Genomic DNA, 18028 nt, shown 5'->3' on the forward strand with positions numbered 1-18028 from the left:
GAGCGCGCGCGCCCGAGGTCCAGCAGATTATCCGGCCGACGATGGCAACACGTCGCGCTTGACCATCGCGCGCAGGGCGAAGTTGGAGCGCAGGTTGCGGATGCCCGGAATCTGCATCAGCCGGTTTTCCAGAAACGCATCAAAGGCGGTCAGGTCACGCGCCACGACGCGCAGCAGGATGTCGCGCGAGCCGGTCATGAGGTAACACTCCATCACCTCGTCACAGCGCAGGATGGCGCGTTCGAAGGCGTCGATGGCGTTGCGGTCCTGTTTCTCAAGTTCGACCGACACGAAAATCGTGACGCCAAAGCCCAATTTCTCGGGGTCGACCTGCGCCGAGTACCCGGTGATCACCCCGTCGCGGCGCAGGCGGTCCAGGCGTCGCGCGCAGGGTGTGGGCGACAGGCCCACCTTTTCGGCCAGGTCCAGAACGGTCGTTCGGCCGTCCTGCTGCAGCGCGCGCACGATCTTGCGGTCAATCTGATCCATGGAGAAAATCCCTAAAAATGTCGGTTCAGTTTACCATTATCGCCAAGAGATATGTGTTGGCCAGCATGTATTGGCGAAAATCGCTCGGTCCGATGTGGCAGACTCGATCTGTCATTCCGGAGGAGCAAAATGGAAATAACCACGATTGACGCGCCAGATCACGAGCGTGTGGTCGAATTCAAAGACGCCGCCAGCGGGCTTTCGGGCTTTGTGGCGATCCACTCCATGCAGTTGGGGCCTGCAGCGGGCGGCGTGCGGATGCGTTCCTATGGCCACCCGTCCGAGGCGTTGGACGATGCGCTGCGCCTGTCGCGGGGCATGACCTACAAGAACGCGGCGGCCGATCTGCCGCTGGGCGGGGGCAAGGCCGTGATCATCGGCGACCCGAACGCGGACAAGACGCCCCGGCTGCTGCAGGCCTTCGGGCGCGTGGTTCAAAGCCTTGGTGGCCGGTACTGGACGGCCGAGGACATGGGGATGACCCCGGCCGACATGGCCCAGATCGGCACCGAAACCGAATATGTCGCCGGTCTGCCCGACGGCCCGTTCGCCAGCGGCGACCCGTCGCCGGTCACCGCCCGCGGGATCTTCAACGCCATCCGCATCACCGCGCGGCATCGGTTCGGGTCCGGGGATCTGAGCGGCAAGACCGTCTCGGTGCAGGGGCTGGGCCATGTGGGCGAACATCTGTGTGCGTTGTTGCATGACGCCGGGGCAAAACTGGTGATCACCGACATCGATGCGGGCCAGACCGCCCGGCTGGGGGACCGGTTCGCAGCGCAGGCCGTCGCGCCCGATGCGATCTATGCGGCCGAGGCGGATATTTTCGCGCCCTGCGCGATCGGCGGCATTCTGAACGAAACCAGCATTCCGTTGCTGAAGGTCGGCGCGGTGGCCGGAGGGGCCAACAACCAGCTGGCGACTGATGCCGACGCGCAGCGCCTGCATGACCGCGGCATCATCTACGCCCCGGATTTCGTGGCTAATGGCGGCGGGATCGTGAACGTCGCGACCGAGATCCTGAAGATCAAGGACCGCGAAGCCTGGGTCGGTCAGCGGCTCGAGGCGCTGGAGCGGACGATGGACCGCATCCTGACCCGCGCCAAGGTCGATGGCGTCAGCCCCCATGCGGTGGCCGAATCCATCGTCGAGGAAAAACTGCACCCGCAGGCCGCCTGACCTGCAACGAAAAACGCCGCCCCGGATCAGGGGCGGCGCTGAAGTTTCTGTCTGGGTCTCAGGCGCGGCCGGCGCCCACCATCCCCACGATCTCGTAGGTGCGGCTGAGGATCGGAGCCGCGATTTCCCGCGCCCGTTCTGCGCCACGGTCCAGGATCCTGTCGATCTCGGCCTGATCGCCCATTAGCCGCGCCATTTCGGTCGAGATCGGCGACAGCCTTGCGACCGCCAGATCGGCCAGCATCGGCTTGAAGTCACCGAACTGCTTGCCCCCGACCTCGGCCAGAACCTGCTCGACCGTCTGATCGCTGAGCGCGGCATAGATGTTGACCAAGTTGCGCGCCTCGGGGCGGCCTTCCAGCCCGTCCACCTCCGAGGGCAGGGCATCGGGGTCGGTCTTGGCCTTGCGGATCTTCTTGGCGATGGTGTCGGCATCGTCGGTCATGTTGATCCGGCTCATGTCGGACGGGTCCGACTTGGACATCTTCTTGGCCCCGTCGCGCAGGCTCATCACGCGCGTCGCCGCGCCCTCGATCACCGGTTCGGTGATCGGGAAGAAATCGACGCCATAGTCGTGGTTGAACTTGATGGCGATATCGCGGGTCAGCTCAAGATGCTGTTTCTGGTCGTCGCCCACCGGCACATGGGTCGCGTGATAGACCAGAATGTCGGCGGCCATCAGCGAGGGATAGGCGAACAGGCCCAGCGAGGCGTTCTGCTGGTTCTTGCCCGCCTTGTCCTTCCACTGGGTCATGCGCTGCATCCAGCCCATGCGCGCAACACAGTTGAAGATCCAGGCCAGTTGCGCGTGTTCGGGCACCTGGGACTGGTTGAACAGGATCGACTGTTCCGGGTCGATGCCGGCGGCGATGAAGCCCGCGCACAGCTCGCGCGTGGAATGAGCCAGTTCTTTGGGGTCCTGCCAGACGGTGATCGCGTGAAGATCGACCATGCAGTACACGGTCTCCATCTCCGGCCCCTGCATATCCACAAAACGCTTGAGCGCACCAAGGTAGTTGCCAAGATGCAGGTTTCCCGAGGGCTGAATGCCGGAAAACACGCGCGGCGTGAACTTGGTCTCGGTCATGGAAGGGAACTCCCGTCTGGAAAAATAAGCCTCCGTCGCTTACCCATGAGGCAAAGGGACGTCAACAGCCGCGAAAGGCCCGCCCAATGAGCAGCGAGCATTACACACCCCCCGTGAACCCCCTGCCGCCCGTGGTGGTGGCGCTGGTCTTGTTCATCATGGGGATCGAACTGGCCTTCACCCTCGGCACGCGCGGCCTGGTCGGCGGACCGGGCGCGGTGGGCTGGCGGCTGGAGGCGATCCAGCGCTACTCCTTCTCGGCCGACATCTTCGACTGGATGGTGATGAACGGGCGTTGGCCGGTCGAGCATGTGATCCGGTTCTTCACCTACCCCTTCGTGTCAGGCAGCTTCACCCAGGCGCTTTTTGTCTGCGTCTTCGTTTTGGCGATGGGCAAGATGGTGGGCGAGGTCTTTGGCGGTTTTGCGATGCTGGTGATCTTCGTGTTGTCCGGCGTGGGCGGGGCATTGGCCTATGCGGTGCTGCTGGACCCGCGCTATCCTCTGGTCGGGGGCTTTCCGCCGGTCTACGGCCTGATTGGCGCATTCACCTGGCTGCTGTGGCGTAGGCTGTCGCTGGTCGGAGAGAACCAGGCGCGGGCGTTCCAGTTGATCGCAGTGCTGATGGGCATTCAACTGCTGTTTGGGCTGATCTTCGGCGGCACCTCGGATTGGGTGGCCGACCTGGGTGGGTTCGCGACCGGGTTCGGGCTGTCGTTTTTCGTGGCGCAGGGCGGATGGGCGCGGCTGGTGGGGCGTATCCGGCGGGACTGAGGCGGTCAGGACCTTCGCAGGGTGGACCGGAACTCGGACAGACGGAATGCGCCCAGCAGGTGGCCCAGAAGGAAGTAAGACACTGCGGCGACAACGATCAGGCCCAGCAAGGCCAGATAGCGCCAGCCCGGAACCTCGAACGTCCAACCGAACAGCTGCATCGCCGCGATCAGCACCACACCCATTCCAATTGAAGCGGCCAATATCCTGGGCGCGCGGCGCTTGAACCGGTCGTCGAAACGGGCCTCCTCGCCCATGCGCCGGGCGCCTAGTGCCAACAGCGCCACCATGCCCCACCCGGCGGCCGAGGCCGCGATGGCCGGGGCAATCCAGCCGACGATCGGGTACAGCCCAAAGGCCAGCACGGCGTTGATGACCATCGCCACAACGGCATACCGGAAGGGCGAGCGGGTATCTTCGCGGGCGAAGAACAGCGGTTGCAGCAGCTTTTGCAGCATGAAGGCCGGCAGGCCGATGCCATAGACCGCCACGGCCAGCGCGGTGGCAGCCGTGTCTTCGGGGGTGAACTGTCCACGTTCGAACAGGACCGAGACCAGCGGCTCCGGGATGAGCACGAAAGCCACGGTTGCCGGAATGGTCAGCAACAGGGTGAACTCTCCGGCGCGGGAAAAGGCGTTGCGCGCGCCATCGCCGTCCCCGGCGCGCAGGCGTCGCGACAGGTCGGGTAACAGCACGATGCCCACGGCGATGCCGACCACGCCCAGCGGCAGCTGATACAGCCGGTCGGCGGCAAAGAGCCAGCTGATGGCCTTTTCGGTCTTTGACGCGACCAGCTGCCCGACAACGAGATTGACCTGCGTCACCCCCATGGCAAGTGCCGCCGGTACCGCGATCCGAACCATGTTGCGCATTTCAGGGCTGAGCTTCGGCCGGCCGAACCGGATGCGAATTCCGGCGCGTTCGGTGGCGACCCAAACAAGCGCCAGTTGAGCAACCCCGGCAATGGGTATGACGGCGATGAGCCAACGGATGACCTCGCCACCGGTTGCCGCGCCTACGATCAGTGCCGTGCAGGCGAAGATGTTCAGCAGGACCGGAGCCGCAGCAGCGGCGGCAAAGCGCCCCGTGGCATTGAGAACCCCGGAAAACAGCGCGGCCAGAGACGTGAACAGGATGTAGGGAAAGACGACATACCCGTAGCCGACCGCCAGATCGAAACGTTCGTCGCCATAAAACCCTTCGGCCGTCAGCCAGACCAGCCCCGGCATGAACACCATGGCCAGCCCGACCAGCGCCAGAACGGACGCCGCCAGCAGGTTGAACGCATCCTGCGCAAACCCCTGCGCATCTTCGCCGCCTTCCAGCCGTTTCGAGAACATCGGAACGAAGGCTGCGTTGAAAGCGCCCTCGGCGAAGAACCGGCGGAACATGTTGGGTAGGCGGAAGGCTGCGACGAAAGCATCCATGACCGGCCCCGGCCCGATATAGGCTGTCAGCAGGATTTCCCGCAGAAAGCCCAGAATACGGCTGGCAAGGGTCCAGAATCCGACCGTGAACAGGCCCGAGAACAGGCGGATCTGCTTCATGAGGCCGCCCGCTCGGCGCCTTCGGTGATCGCGGTGCGAAGCTTGGCTTCCAGCGTCCTCTGCTTGGCCTCCGAGTGGTGTTTGAGCCCGAACATGTCCTTGACGTAGAACGTATCCACCACCTGCTCGCCATAGGTCGCGATCACGGCATTGGCGATATAGACATTGGCGGCGGCAAGGGTCCGGGCCAGATCGTAGAGCAGGCCGGGCCGGTCGCGGGTGTCGACTTCGATGATCGTGTAGATCTCGGACCCTTCATTGTCGAAGGTGATGTGCGTCGGGACGTTGAACGCCTTTTCCCGCTTCTTGATCTTGTCGCGGGACTTGAGCGCCTCGCGGGCCACCACCTCGCCCTTGAGGGTGCGCTGAATCATCTGGGTCAGGCGCGGCAGACGCGACAGTTCGAACGGGTGGCCGTCAGCGTCCTGAATCCAGAACGCGTCAGTCACGTAGCCGTCCTTGGTGGTATAGCTGCGGGCATCGACCACGTTTGCGCCCACAAGCGCCAGCGCACCGGCAATCCGGGAAAAGATACCGGGGTGGTCGGCCATGGCAAAGCAGGCCCGCGTCGCATCCCGGTCTTCGTCAGGGTGCAGCCGGATTTCCATCGCCGCCGGATCCGCGCTTTTTTCCAGCGCGCGCAGCATTTCGGCGAACTCGACATGGGTCGAGAGGTTGAGCCCCTGCCAATACGGATCGTAGTGCCGACCGGTTTCCGTTTTGAGGTCGGCCTTGGACCAGGCTGACAACGCGTCACGCAGCGCTTTCTTGGCCTCGGCGCCACGATTGGCACGGTTGAGGTCCTCCATGCCGGTTTCCAGCGCGCGCTTGGTTTCCGCGTGCAAGGCCCGTAGCAGGGTGGCCTTCCAGTTGTTCCAGGTGTTCGGCCCAACGCCGCGGATGTCGCAGACTGTCAGGACCGTCAGCAGATCCAGCCGTTTGACGGTCTGAACCGCCTTGGCAAAGTCGCGCACCGTGCGCGGGTCCGAGATGTCACGCTTCTGCGCCATGTCCGACATCAGCAGGTGATACCGCACCAGCCATTCGACGGTTTCGCATTCTTTCTTGTTCAACCCCAGCCGAGGCGCGACCGTCCGTGCGATCTTGGCCCCCAGGATCGAGTGATCCTCGGGGCGGCCCTTGGCGATGTCGTGCAACAGCAGAGCGACGTAAAGCACACGCCGGTTCACTCCGCCCTCGAGGATCGACGAGGCCAGCGGCAGCGCTTCGACAAGTTCGCCCCGTTCGATCTGCGCCAGGTTGATGATACACTGGATCGTGTGCTCGTCCACCGTGTAGCTGTGGTACATATTGAACTGCATCATCGCCACGATGGGCTCGAATTCGGGGATGAAGGCCGACAAAACGCCCAACTCGTTCATGCGGCGCAGCGCGCGTTCGGGATTGCCGTGTTTCAGCATCAGATCCAGAAAGATGCGCCTCGCCTCTTTGTCGTTGCGCATTTCGTCATCGATCAGGTGCAGGTTGGCGGTGACCAGCCGCATCGCATCGGGATGGATCAGCATACCCGTGCGCAGACCTTCCTCGAACAGACGCAGTAGATTCAGCTTGTCGCACAAAAAGCTTTTGGGGTCGGCCACGTCCAGCCGGCCATGAACAACCCTATAGCCCGGCTTGACCCGTGGCTTGCGGCTGAAGATGCGTTCCAGCAACGGCGCGTTCTTCATATGTGACGCTTCAAGCTTGGTCAGGAAGATCCGTGTCAGTTCTCCCACCTTCGTGGCTTCTCGGAAGTACCGCTGCATGAAGATTTCGACGGCCCGGCGGCCCGCTCGGTCTTCGTAACCCATGCGGTCGGCCACCTCGACCTGCAGATCAAAGGTCAGCTGTTCGGTTGCGCGCCGTGTCACCAGATGAAGATGCGAACGTACGGCCCAAAGGAAGTCTTCGGCCTGCACGAACGTGTTGAATTCGTCCTGGGTGAACAACCCCAGCGGGACAAGTTCAGCCACGTCGTGAACGCCGTAGATGTATTTGGCGATCCAATACAGGGACTGCAGGTCACGAAGGCCGCCTTTGCCTTCTTTCACGTTCGGTTCGACCATGTAACGCTCGCCCTGCTTGTGGTGGCGTTCGTCGCGTTCATGCAGTTTGGCTTCGATGAATTCGCGTTCGGTTCCTTTGAACAGCTCGGATTTCAGCCGGCTTTCCAGCTCATCGGCCAGGTCCCGATCACCGGCCAGATAGCGCTGTTCCAGCATCGCTGTCCGGATCGTGAAATCCTCGTCTCCAAGACGCAGGCAATCACGGATCGTGCGCGAGGAATGCCCGACTTTCAGCCGTAGATCCCACAGGATGTACAGCATCGACTCGATCACGCTCTCGGCCCAGGCGGTAATCTTGTAGGGAGTCAGAAACAGCAGATCGACATCCGAAAACGGCGCCATCTCGCCGCGCCCATAGCCGCCCACGGCCAAAACCGCCATCTTCTCGCCCTGGGTCGGGTTGGCCAATGGATGCAGATGCTGTCCGGCCACAGTCATCGCGGCGCAGACCAGCCCATCGGTCAGATAGGTGTAGGATCGCGTCAAAGACCGGGCGTCGAAGGGCCGGGCGGCGAATGCCTCTTCGATGGCCTGACGCCCGGATTTCTGAGCGTCCCGCAGGATCCGGACGGCCTCGTTTCGGGCTGCGGCCGTTTCCGGAATGTCTTTCAGGGCCTTCGACAGCAGCGCGTTGACCTTTTCGCCATCGAAGATTTCGCTGGCGTCGCAGATCAATGCGCCAGCCGGCGCGGGGATCGTCACAAGCTGATCAGAAACCGGCGCCAGAGAAGCTTTGTGGGGCAGGGTCAATCACAACTACCTGTTTGTTCTGGATCGTGGCCACGGCCAGACCTCGTTCATTCGTACCGTTCGGGCGCAGACGGAAAATACCGCCAACACCCTGGAACCCGGCATTCTGGGTCAGGGCCGCGGCGGAAAGGGCATTGGACTTCCCTTGGCTGGCCAGAGCGCCGATTGCGGCGATCCCGTCATAGGCCAGGCCGCTGATCGGATGCGGGGCCTCGCCATAAGTCGCGTTGTAGCGCACGCGATAGGCCTGGGCCTTGGCAGGGTCAGGCAAGGCAAACCATCCGCCCTGCACTCCCGGCAGTTCCAGCGTCTGGGCCGGAATGTCCCAGCGTGTCAGGCCAATATATTGCACGGTTGCCGGTGAGACACCGGCCTCGGGCAGCAACTGGCTGAAAAGCGGCAGCGCGCCGGCGGTCGTGGCGGTCAAAAAGAGTGAATCCGCCCCCGTCGAGTCCACCGTTGCCTTGATTGCAGGGATGGCGTCGATCACGCCCTGCTGAGATCGATCAAAACCGACCACACCCGCATTCGCCACACGGCTGTTGCCAAGTGCGTTCGAGATTGCCGCCTGGCCCAATTGGCCTGCCGCATCGTTGCTGTGCACGATGACGGTGCTTTTCTTTCCCTGTTTGCCGGCGTAGCTGACAAGCCGGTTGGCCGTGTTGTCGAAGGTCGGTCCAAGGACAAACACGTTTCCGCCGGCAATGCTTGTATTGTTCGAGAAGGATAGAACGTTCACGTTCTTGCTCAGAACCGCAAGGCCGGCAGCATTTGCAGCCTGCGCGTAAACCGGCCCCAGAATGACCTTTGCGCCGTCGGCAACGGCCTGCTGCGCAACTGCGGCTGCCGTGTTCGGATTGCCGGCAGTGTCATAGACGCGAAGATCGATCTTGACGTTGTTCAGATCGGCCATGGCCAGCCGGGCAGCGTTCTCAAGGCTTTGCGCCAACGCGGCGTCGCCCGATTTGGGCACCAGCAGGGCAACGGGGATCGGCTCTGACGTGTCTATCGACGGTCCGCGCCCGGTGGCGCCGGGTTCGCAGGCGGCCAAAAATGCCGCCGCGGTCAGGCCGATGGCGAATTTCGCCAGTTTGCGAACGGGCTTGCAAACGGTAAACATCTAAATGAAAACTCCCTGATCCGGCGGCAAAGAACGCTGCTGTTCTATCACGCCGCGATAATAAACGTCACGCTGCGAGGGTCCAGCTTTGAATTTCCAAAAGGTAAGATTGGCTGGGGGGCTGTATTTTGTTGCCACTCCGATCGGAACGGCGCGCGACATTACGCTCAGGGCGCTGGACGTTCTGGCCTCGGCTGATGTGATCGCGGCGGAAGATACACGCAGCCTGCGCAGATTGATGGAGATTCACGGTGTACCCCTCGAAGGGCGGCGCATCCTGGCCTATCACGACCACAGCGGCACGGCTGCGCGTGAAAAACTGATTGCCGAACTGTCCCAGGGCAAGTCCGTGGCCTACGCGTCCGAGGCCGGCATGCCCCTGATCGCCGACCCGGGTTATGATCTGGGCAAGAAGGCGGCCGAGGCCGGGTTCAGCGTGACCTGCGCCCCTGGAGCGTCAGCCGTCGTTACGGCGCTGACCCTGGCGGGCTTGCCGACGGACGCCTTCTTTTTCGCCGGATTCCTGCCGAATGCGTCCGGCGCCCGCCGAACACGGATCGAGGCGTTGCGGGATGTTCCCGGGACGCTGGTGTTCTACGAATCTCCCAAGCGTTTGGGGGCGTGCCTGTCGGATCTGGCGCAGGTTCTGGGTGGCGAGCGTCAGGCCGCGGTCTGTCGTGAACTGACCAAGAAGTTCGAAGAAGTCCGGCGGGGTAGCTTGGCAGAGCTGTCCGAACAGTATCGAGATGCCACTGTGAAGGGCGAGATCGTCTTGCTGGTGGACCGTGCCCATTCACAAGCCGTTAACGATGCTGATGTAGAAGGGGCGTTGAGACAGGCTCTGGAAACGCACTCGGTCCGGGATGCGGCGGATCTGGTGTCCAGGATGTATGATTTGCCAAGGCGGCCGATTTACCAGAAGGCCCTGCAACTGGGAAAGGGATGACATGGCGCGACGGTCGGTCCAGGGCTCGGTTTCCTATCACGCCGGGCAGGCGGCCGAAAACAGCGTCGCTGCCGATTACGAAAGCCGAGGGTTCAAGGTCTGTCACAGGCGTTGGCGCGGCGCGGGTGGCGAGATCGACCTGATCGTCCGGGATGCGCAGGGCCTTGTGTTCGTCGAGGTCAAGAAAAGCCAAACCTTTGACAGCGCCGCCGCGCGGATCAGCAAGCGTCAGATCGACCGGATATGCGCCTCGGCGGCGCAGTATTTGGAGCAGGAACCGGGCGGGCAGCTGACTGATGTCCGGTTCGATGCGGCTCTGGTGGATGCAACAGGCGCCGTGCAAATCCTCGAAAACGCCTTTGGTCAGGGCTGATCGCCATTGAACACCCGTCCCCTCTGGGCCATGTATCTGGCGTGACTACGAGGGACACGCCATGAAAATCGCCTTTCAGATGGACCCGATCGGGGCCGTGGACATCAATGCCGACAGCTCGTTCCGGCTGGCCGAAGAAGCCCAGGCCCGTGGGCACCAGCTGTTTTACTACGGACCCGATCAACTGGCCTATCAAGAGGGGCGCATCACCGCCCGCGGTCACGACATGACGGTGCAGCGGGTTGCGGACCAGCCGGCGGTTCTGGGGCCTGAGCGCGAGGTTGATCTGGCGGATTTCGATGTCGTCTGGCTGCGGCAGGACCCGCCGTTCGACATGCACTATATCACCTCAACCCACCTGCTGGATCGGTTGCGTGGCCAGGCTCTGGTGGTGAATGATCCGTTCTGGGTGCGCAACTACCCGGAAAAACTGCTGGTTCTGGATTTTCCCGACCTGACTCCGCCCACAACGATCGCCCGCGATCTGCAGACCATCAAGGCGTTCAAGGAAAAGCACGGCGACATCATCCTCAAGCCGCTCTATGGCAATGGCGGGGCGGGCGTGTTCCGGCTGGACGCCGATGACCGCAACCTGACCTCGCTGCACGAGCTGTTCACCGGTTTCTCGCGAGAGCCGCTGATCGTTCAGAAATTCCTGCCGGATGTGCGCAACGGCGACAAGCGGGTGATCCTGGTCGATGGCGAACCGGTCGGTGCGATCAACCGCGTTCCGGCCGAGGGTGAGACCCGGTCGAACATGCATGTGGGCGGCCGTCCCGAAAAGATCGGGCTGACCGACCGCGATCTTGAAATCTGCGCGGCCATCGGCCCACTGCTGAAGGAAAAGGGCCAGATCTTTGTGGGTATCGACGTGATCGGAGATTATCTGACCGAAATCAACGTGACCTCGCCCACCGGAATCCAGGAATTGGAGCGGTTCAACGGTACAAATATTGCCGAAAAGATCTGGCAGGCGATCGAGGCCAAGGTCTAAGCCGCAACCCGCGCGCTGATCCTGTAGCTCAGCGCCTCGGCCACATGCGGGCGGCGCACATCGGGCGCGCCCTCGAGATCGGCAATGGTGCGGGCCACGCGCAGGATGCGGTGGTAAGCCCGTGCCGACAGGCCGAACCGCTCGGCCGCCTTGACCAACAGGTCCTTGCCCTCGGCATCTGGAGCGGAGACCTCTTCCAGAAGATTGCCCTCGATATCGGCGTTCTGGCGAATGCCGGGCGTGTCCTGAAAGCGCCGGGCCTGAACAACGCGCGCCTGTTGCACCCGCGCGGCGACGGTGGCCGAGCTGTCTCCGGATGGCGGCAGGTCGAGGTCGGTAAAGCCCACGGGCGGCACCTCGATCCGTAGATCGAACCGGTCCATCAACGGCCCCGATATGCGGCCCAGATAGTCCTCGCCGCAGATCGGCGCGCGCGAGCAGGCGCGGGACGGATCGCTGAGATATCCGCACTTGCAGGGGTTCGCCGCCGCCACCAGCATGAACCGGCAGGGGTATTTCACATGGGCGTTGGCGCGGGCGACCATGACCTCGCCAGTCTCGATTGGCTGGCGCAGGGTTTCCAGAACCGTTCGCGGAAACTCGGGAAATTCGTCCATGAACAGGACGCCGTTGTGGGCCAGGGAAATCTCGCCAGGTTTCGCGCCCTTTCCGCCGCCCACGATCGCCGCCATCGACGCCGTGTGATGCGGTTCGCGGAACGGGCGGGTCCGGCTGATGCCGCCTTCGTCCAGCATGCCGCACAGCGATTGGATCATCGAGGTCTCGAGGGCCTCGGTGGGCGTCAACGGCGGCAATATGCCGGGCAGGCGGGCGGCGAGCATGGATTTGCCTGACCCCGGCGTGCCGATCATGATCATGTGGTGACGGCCGGCCGCTGCGATTTCCAGCGCGCGTTTTGCCCGTTCCTGCCCTTTGACGTCGCGCAGATCGCGGGTCGAGGGCTCCAACCTGACCTCACCGGGTTGCGCGACCGGCAGGGGCGCCTGGCCGGTGAAATGGCGCACGACGTCGGCCAGGGACGCGGCCCCGATCACCTGGGTCGCGTCGACCCAGGCCGCCTCGGCACCTGACGCGCGCGGACACAGCAGCGTGCGGCCCTCTGCCGCGGCGGTCATTGCGGCGGGCAGGGCGCCGGCCACGGGCACCAATGAGCCGTCCAGCGAAAGTTCGCCCAGAGCCATGGTGCCTTCGGCGGCGTCGGCGGACAGGATGTCTATCGCACAGAGCAGGGCCAGCGCGATCGGCAGGTCGAAATGGCTGCCTTCCTTGGGCAGATCGGCGGGCGACAGGTTGATCGTGATGCGTTTGGATGGCAGCGCAATGGCCATCGCGCCAAGCGCACTGCGCACGCGTTCGCGGGCCTCGGACACGGCCTTGTCCGGCAGGCCGACGATCGAAAAGGCGGGCAGCCCGGGGGATACGGCGCATTGCACCTCGACCGGGCGGGCCTCGACCCCCTGAAAGGCAACGGTATGAGCGCGGGCGACCATGGCGATCCTGTTCTTGGTTAACAGGACCTTGCTGCCATGGCGTCGGTTTAGGAATGGTTAACGGTCACACCGCTTGCCGGATCATTTGCGTGAATTTCGGCCATGCGCCGGGGTCGGCCACGGTTTTGTCGCGGCAGAAGGTGTTGCAGAAGCCCCATCGATTTCCATCCAGCTCTAGAAATGCGGTCACCGGCTTGCCGGAATAAGGGCAGAGGTCATTGACCGATGACGCCGCCTCAACTGCGCGGGCCGTCGAGGCTCCGCCGATCGGCCAGGGCTCGGCGTCGAGCGGCTGGTCATAGGGGAACGGGTCGTAGTCGACCGTCAGCCCCATCGCGCGCCATTGCCGAACCGCCGGGTCTGACAACAATTCCATGCAATAGTCGTGGTTCTGCACGGACACGGGCAGACCGTAGCCGATGATCCGGGCTGCGACCGGCGTATAGAACACATCGGCCAGGGAATAGCTGCCGAACAATGGGCCGGTCTCCGTGCCTGAGATTTTGCGCGCATGCGCCCACAGGGTCTCGATCCGGGTCAGATCGGCGCGGGTTTCGCCTGACGGCTCGAACCCTTTCCAGCGGTGTTTGAGTTGCATGGGGCAGGCCGACCGCAGCGCGTGGAACCCGGCGACCATCTCGGCACACAGCCAACGGGCGGTTGCGCGGGCGGCGGCGTTCCGCGGCCAAAGCCCCGCATCGGGGTGGCGTTCGGCGAGCGTCTCGGCCATGGCGAGGCTTTCACCGACCACCGTGCCGTCGGGCAGGCGCAGCGCGGGGACCAGACGGGCCGGGACCAGCGGCTGCATGTCCCGGGCCATCGTGCCCGAATACAGGCCGATCATGTGGGTCGTGTAGGGCAGGCCGAATTTTTCCAGTATCAGCCAGCCGCGCATGGACCAGCTGGAAAACAGGCGGTCCCCGATGAAAAGGTCATAGGTCATGGCCCGAGGATGGCCGAACTTCTGGAATCAGTAAAACGCCGATTTGTGCGTGTTGCGTTCACGGAAGATGATTGATCCGGCCGGCCGACCAAGTTCTGCCGTCAAAGGCCAGCTCGGTCACCGACAGGTTGTCGATGCGATGGGCAAAGGTCCGTTGCGCGTCCAGGTCAAGGGCGCGCTGTACCTGGGTCAGGATTACGCCGAAATGGGCCACGATCACCAGATCGGCGCCTGTATGCATACCGATCAACCCGTCGATCGCCGCGTCGACCCGCGCGCGGACCGCGTTCCAGCTTTCGCCGTTGGGCGGGCGCACGTCGCCAGGGCTGTCCCAATAGGCAAAGGCCAGTTCGGGGTCTTCGGGCTCGATCTCGGCGAATGCGCGCATCTCCCACGTGCCGAAATGGATCTCGCGCAGGTCGGGATGGTGCGGCAGCCGGCGGCGCGTGCCCTGAATGGCCGTGGCCGTATCCGCGGCGCGCGACAGGTCCGACGAAATGACCAGCGCATCCTGCGGCAGGTGGTCATGCAGGCGCGCGATGGCCGCGTGGTCGCTCAGGTCGGCGGGAATATCGGACCAGCCCACCATCGTCTTGGCATGGGTCGGGCCGTGGCGGACAAGATGCAGCCGGGTCACGGCAACTGGCCTTTCAAAACCTGCGGTAGTCCCGCGATGACCTGAACCACAAGGTCGGCTTGGGCGGCGAGGGCGATGTTCAACCGCCCCTGCGCGTCGCGGAATTTGCGGGCCAGCGCATTGTCGGGAACGATACCGTGCCCCACCTCGTTCGAGACGATCACGACCTGCGCGGGGCAGACCCGCAAAGCGGCCAAAAGGGCGGCCTGTTCGTGTTCAAGATCGCTGTCCGCGAGCAAGTGGTTGCTGAGCCACATCGTGGCGCAATCGATCAGACAGACTTGATCCGGGCTCAGCCCTGCCAGCGCCGGACGCAGGTCCATCGGGGCTTCGATCGTGGCCCAGCCGTCGCCTCTTTGGTCCACATGGCGCCTGATTTTTAGGCGCATCTCATCATCAAACACTTGTGATGTTGCCAGGTAGATGCGGGTTTTCCCTGTTGAAACAGCAAGTTGTTCGGCAAATGCAGATTTTCCCGATGCCGCGCCACCCAGCACAAAGGTTAAATCGGGATGCATTTTTTACTACCTTTACAGTGATCCACCCGGTGCGCCCTTGCGTATCGACCATACGTCGGCAAGGCAAGACCGGCGGCGCCTACGACAGATGGGAGAGCTGCATGGCACTGGATAACCCGAACGACTTCTCGATGTCCCGGCAGGCTATGAAAGCCGAATTGCTGGATGCGGAAACTGAATTGCGTCTGGCTTATGCCTGGCGAGACGAGCGCGACGAACAGGCCCTTCACCGGTTGATAACGGCCTATATGCGTCTGGCCATTTCAATGGCGGCCAAGTTCAAACGCTATGGCGCGCCGATGAATGACCTGATCCAAGAGGCCGGGCTTGGCCTGATGAAGGCCGCTGACAAATTCGACCCGGATCGCGGGGTCCGCTTTTCGACCTATGCGGTGTGGTGGATCAAGGCCAGCATTCAGGATTACGTGATGCGCAACTGGTCGATGGTACGGACCGGTTCGACATCGTCCCAGAAATCCCTGTTCTTCAACATGCGGCGCGTGCAGGCCCGGCTGGAGCGCGAAGCCGCGACCGATGGCGTCGAATTGGACCGCCATCAGCTGCACCAGATGATTGCGGCCGAGATCGGTGTACCGCTGCGCGATGTGGAAATGATGCACGGTCGGTTGGCCGGCTCAGACTTTTCGCTGAACGCCGTTCAATCGGCTGACGAGGATGGTCGCGAGTGGATCGACGCGTTGGAGGATGATCGCGAGCAGGCTGCAGAAACTGTCGAGAACAGCCACGATACCCGCCGGTTGCGGGAATGGTTGATCACGGCGATGCAAGCGCTCAACGACCGGGAACGGTTCATCGTGCGTGAGCGTAAGCTGCGTGAGCCGGCGCGCACATTGGAAAGCCTGGGTCAGGAACTGGGTTTGTCCAAGGAACGCGTGCGACAGCTCGAGGCAGCGGCGTTCGTGAAGATGCGTAAGAACCTTGAAGCTCAATCGCGCGAGGTGCAACACTTCTTCGCATGAGACATCTTGCGATTCTGACGGCGGCCGTGCTGTCGCTGACATTTTTGACCCGGCCAGTTCTGGCCGGGGACCTTATTCCCGAAGATATATTGGCACAGATGAGGGACGCCGATGTCGTGATCCTTGGCGAAGTTCACGACAACCCCCTTCATCACCTGGTCCAGACCGAAGCGATTGCGGACATCGATCCGTCTGCAATGGTCTGGGAAATGGTAACCGAGGAAGGGGCTCAGAGACTGGCGCAGACTGCCGCCTCGAACCCCGAGGAGCTGTCACGGATCCTGAGATGGGCCGAAACGGGATGGCCGCCGCTCAGCATGTATTACCCTGTTTTCCAAGCATCAGAGGCCCCGGTATACGGAGCGATGGTGCCGCGCGCGGCTGCGCGGGCTGCGATGGAACGCGGTGCCGCAACGACCCTGGGCGCGGATGCGGCGCGATATGGGTTGAACATTCCATTGGCGCCCGAGGATCAGGCAGCGCGCGAGGCCGAGCAATTGGCAGCGCATTGCAACGCACTTCCCGCCGAGGCCTTGCCGCAACTGGTGGCGATCCAGCGTCTGCGCGATGCTGTTCTGACCCGGGCCATTCTGCGTGCAATTGATGAAACTGGCGGTCCGGTGGCGGTGATTACCGGAAACGGGCACGCGCGCAAGGATCAGGGCATTCCGACCTTTCTGTCGCGCCTGCGTCCGGGCCTTAAGGTCTTTGTTCTCGGTCAGGCCGAAGACGGTGTCGTGACCGGTGATTTTGACGCGGTGATTGACAGCCCTGCGGCCGAACGCGAAGACCCCTGCAAGGCCTTCGAGTCTCAGAATTAAGCACTGGAACTCGGGACATGGGTTGCATAGTGTCGAGGCCGAGCACGACCGGGAAGGGCTGAACATGCTGGCATCCAAACGGATCCTCCTGATCCTTGGCGGTGGGATCGCGGCCTACAAATCGCTGGATCTGATCCGAAGGTTGAAGGAGCGCGGGGCGGCGGTGACCCCGGTCCTGACCCGCGCTGCCGAGGAATTCGTGACCCCCTTGTCCGTGTCTGCACTTGCCGGTGAAAAAGCTTATCGTGAACTGTTCGACCTGACGGACGAGGCCGAGATGGGACATATCCAGCTGTCACGTTCGGCTGATCTGATCGTCGTGGCCCCGGCGACTGCGGATTTGATGGGAAAGATGGCCGGGGGTCTGGCCAATGATCTGGCATCGACCCTGTTGATGGCCACGGATACCCCTGTTTTATGTGCGCCGGCGATGAACGTGCGGATGTGGAACCATCCGGCAACTCGCCGGAACCACAAGCAGTTGATCGCGGACGGCGTCCGGTTTGTCGGACCCAATGACGGTGACATGGCTTGTGGCGAGTTCGGTCCCGGCCGCATGTCGGAACCTCTCGAGATCGTGGCGGCGGTCGAGTCTGCCTTGTCGGATGGCCCGCTGAAGGGAAAGCGGATTCTCGTGACGTCGGGGCCGACGCATGAGCCGATTGATCCGGTTCGGTACATTGCGAACCGATCCTCGGGGGCGCAGGGGACGGCGATTGCCAACGCTTTGGCGGCCCTGGGGGCCGAAGTCGTTTTCGTAACCGGCCCCGCGGATGTGCCACCACCCCAAGGCGTCCAGGTTGTGCAGGTTGAGACTGCGCAACAAATGTCGGATGCGGTGGACGCGGCTCTGCCGGTGGATGTGGGCGTGTTTGCCGCAGCCGTGGCCGATTGGCGGATAGACGGGGCATCAGACCGCAAGTTGAAGAAAAGCCGCGATGGGATGCCTGCCCTACAATTTGCCGAGAACCCGGACATCCTCAAACGGATTTCGCATCTGGAGACCGGCCGACCCTCCTTAGTCGTGGGTTTCGCCGCTGAAACGGATGATGTGATCGCCCACGCAACCGCCAAGCGGGCGCGCAAAGGGTGCGATTGGATCCTGGCCAATGATGTCAGCCCGGTGACCGGCATCATGGGTGGGGCCGAAAATGCGGTCGTTCTGATATCGGATGCGGGTGCCGAGGAGTGGCCACGCATGGGCAAGGACGCAGTGGCCGCGCGGCTGGCGGAAAAGATCGCAGCCGCGCTGGCGCGGTGATGCGGCTGTTTGACAGAAGATGAAGGTTGGGAT

Annotated in this window: 17 protein-coding genes; 8 read left to right on the forward strand and 9 right to left on the reverse strand. The window is 62.9% G+C overall.

Annotated elements, in window-relative coordinates; translation table 11 throughout:
- Positions 1–27: 27 nt before the first annotated feature.
- A complete protein-coding gene (locus ACR0DA_RS16560) occupies positions 28–489 on the reverse strand; it encodes an Lrp/AsnC family transcriptional regulator (RefSeq protein ID WP_480754951.1) in 462 nt (153 codons plus the stop codon).
- A gap of 129 nt (positions 490–618) precedes the next feature.
- Here ACR0DA_RS16560 and ACR0DA_RS16565 point away from each other — a divergent pair, with 129 nt between their 5' ends.
- On the forward strand, positions 619–1668 hold the full coding sequence (locus ACR0DA_RS16565) for a Glu/Leu/Phe/Val family dehydrogenase (RefSeq protein ID WP_480754952.1): 1050 nt from the start codon (positions 619–621) through the stop codon (positions 1666–1668).
- A 58-nt stretch (positions 1669–1726) separates the two neighbouring features.
- Here the strand turns inward: ACR0DA_RS16565 and trpS are convergent, their stop codons facing one another.
- Positions 1727–2755 carry a tryptophan--tRNA ligase gene (gene trpS / locus ACR0DA_RS16570; RefSeq protein ID WP_480637517.1) on the reverse strand — a complete coding sequence of 343 codons (1029 nt, stop codon included), beginning with the start codon at positions 2753–2755 and terminating at the stop codon, positions 1727–1729.
- A gap of 86 nt (positions 2756–2841) precedes the next feature.
- Between trpS and ACR0DA_RS16575 the strand changes: the two genes are divergently transcribed.
- The gene (locus tag ACR0DA_RS16575) at positions 2842–3528 is read left to right on the forward strand and encodes a rhomboid family intramembrane serine protease (protein ID WP_480754954.1); all 687 of its coding nucleotides are present in this window, start codon (positions 2842–2844) and stop codon (positions 3526–3528) included.
- 5 nt (positions 3529–3533) lie between these two features.
- Here the strand turns inward: ACR0DA_RS16575 and murJ are convergent, their stop codons facing one another.
- Genes murJ through ACR0DA_RS16590 form a run of 3 tightly spaced genes read right to left on the reverse strand, consistent with a single transcriptional unit; the run spans position 3534 to position 9011 of the window.
- A complete protein-coding gene (murJ, locus tag ACR0DA_RS16580; protein ID WP_480754955.1) occupies positions 3534–5075 on the reverse strand; it encodes a murein biosynthesis integral membrane protein MurJ in 1542 nt (513 codons plus the stop codon).
- Positions 5072–7891, reverse strand: a complete 2820-nt coding sequence (locus tag ACR0DA_RS16585; protein ID WP_480754957.1) for a [protein-PII] uridylyltransferase — start codon at positions 7889–7891, stop codon at positions 5072–5074. Before ACR0DA_RS16585 ends, murJ begins: the two co-directional genes overlap by 4 nt.
- Positions 7851–9011, reverse strand: coding sequence for a penicillin-binding protein activator (locus ACR0DA_RS16590; protein ID WP_170360183.1), 1161 nt, complete (start codon positions 9009–9011; stop codon positions 7851–7853). Before ACR0DA_RS16590 ends, ACR0DA_RS16585 begins: the two co-directional genes overlap by 41 nt.
- A gap of 88 nt (positions 9012–9099) precedes the next feature.
- Between ACR0DA_RS16590 and rsmI the strand changes: the two genes are divergently transcribed.
- The 3 genes from rsmI to gshB all read left to right on the forward strand — a co-directional run bounded on the left by rsmI (position 9100) and on the right by gshB (position 11324).
- Positions 9100–9957, forward strand: coding sequence for a 16S rRNA (cytidine(1402)-2'-O)-methyltransferase (gene rsmI / locus ACR0DA_RS16595; protein ID WP_260064164.1), 858 nt, complete (start codon positions 9100–9102; stop codon positions 9955–9957).
- A gap of 1 nt (position 9958) precedes the next feature.
- Positions 9959–10330 carry a YraN family protein gene (locus ACR0DA_RS16600; protein ID WP_260064167.1) on the forward strand — a complete coding sequence of 124 codons (372 nt, stop codon included), beginning with the start codon at positions 9959–9961 and terminating at the stop codon, positions 10328–10330.
- A 61-nt stretch (positions 10331–10391) separates the two neighbouring features.
- On the forward strand, positions 10392–11324 hold the full coding sequence (gene gshB / locus ACR0DA_RS16605) for a glutathione synthase (protein WP_170360189.1): 933 nt from the start codon (positions 10392–10394) through the stop codon (positions 11322–11324).
- Here gshB and ACR0DA_RS16610 read toward each other — a convergent pair.
- The 4 genes from ACR0DA_RS16610 to cobU all read right to left on the reverse strand — a co-directional run bounded on the left by ACR0DA_RS16610 (position 11321) and on the right by cobU (position 14933).
- Positions 11321–12835, reverse strand: coding sequence for a YifB family Mg chelatase-like AAA ATPase (locus ACR0DA_RS16610; protein ID WP_480754959.1), 1515 nt, complete (start codon positions 12833–12835; stop codon positions 11321–11323). The genes gshB and ACR0DA_RS16610 overlap by 4 nt on opposite strands.
- A gap of 64 nt (positions 12836–12899) precedes the next feature.
- Positions 12900–13778 (reverse strand): glutathione S-transferase, encoded by an 879-nt coding sequence (locus tag ACR0DA_RS16615; protein WP_480754961.1) that lies wholly within the window; start codon positions 13776–13778, stop codon positions 12900–12902.
- Between the two features lie 58 nt (positions 13779–13836).
- Positions 13837–14415, reverse strand: coding sequence for a histidine phosphatase family protein (locus ACR0DA_RS16620; RefSeq protein WP_480754962.1), 579 nt, complete (start codon positions 14413–14415; stop codon positions 13837–13839).
- Positions 14412–14933 carry a bifunctional adenosylcobinamide kinase/adenosylcobinamide-phosphate guanylyltransferase gene (gene cobU / locus ACR0DA_RS16625; protein ID WP_480754964.1) on the reverse strand — a complete coding sequence of 174 codons (522 nt, stop codon included), beginning with the start codon at positions 14931–14933 and terminating at the stop codon, positions 14412–14414. The genes ACR0DA_RS16620 and cobU overlap by 4 nt, the downstream gene beginning before the upstream one ends.
- A 101-nt stretch (positions 14934–15034) precedes the next feature.
- Between cobU and ACR0DA_RS16630 the strand changes: the two genes are divergently transcribed.
- From ACR0DA_RS16630 to coaBC, 3 genes are all read left to right on the forward strand, one after another.
- On the forward strand, positions 15035–15913 hold the full coding sequence (locus ACR0DA_RS16630) for an RNA polymerase factor sigma-32 (RefSeq protein WP_170367659.1): 879 nt from the start codon (positions 15035–15037) through the stop codon (positions 15911–15913).
- Positions 15910–16734, forward strand: coding sequence for a ChaN family lipoprotein (locus ACR0DA_RS16635; RefSeq protein WP_170367660.1), 825 nt, complete (start codon positions 15910–15912; stop codon positions 16732–16734). The genes ACR0DA_RS16630 and ACR0DA_RS16635 overlap by 4 nt, the downstream gene beginning before the upstream one ends.
- Positions 16735–16798: 64 nt before the next feature.
- Positions 16799–17995: a bifunctional phosphopantothenoylcysteine decarboxylase/phosphopantothenate--cysteine ligase CoaBC gene (gene coaBC, locus ACR0DA_RS16640; RefSeq protein ID WP_480755038.1), complete on the forward strand. Its 1197-nt coding sequence runs from the start codon at positions 16799–16801 to the stop codon at positions 17993–17995.
- Positions 17996–18028 lie beyond the last annotated feature (33 nt).

The sequence above is a fragment of the Ruegeria sp. CI8 genome (assembly GCF_056536865.1).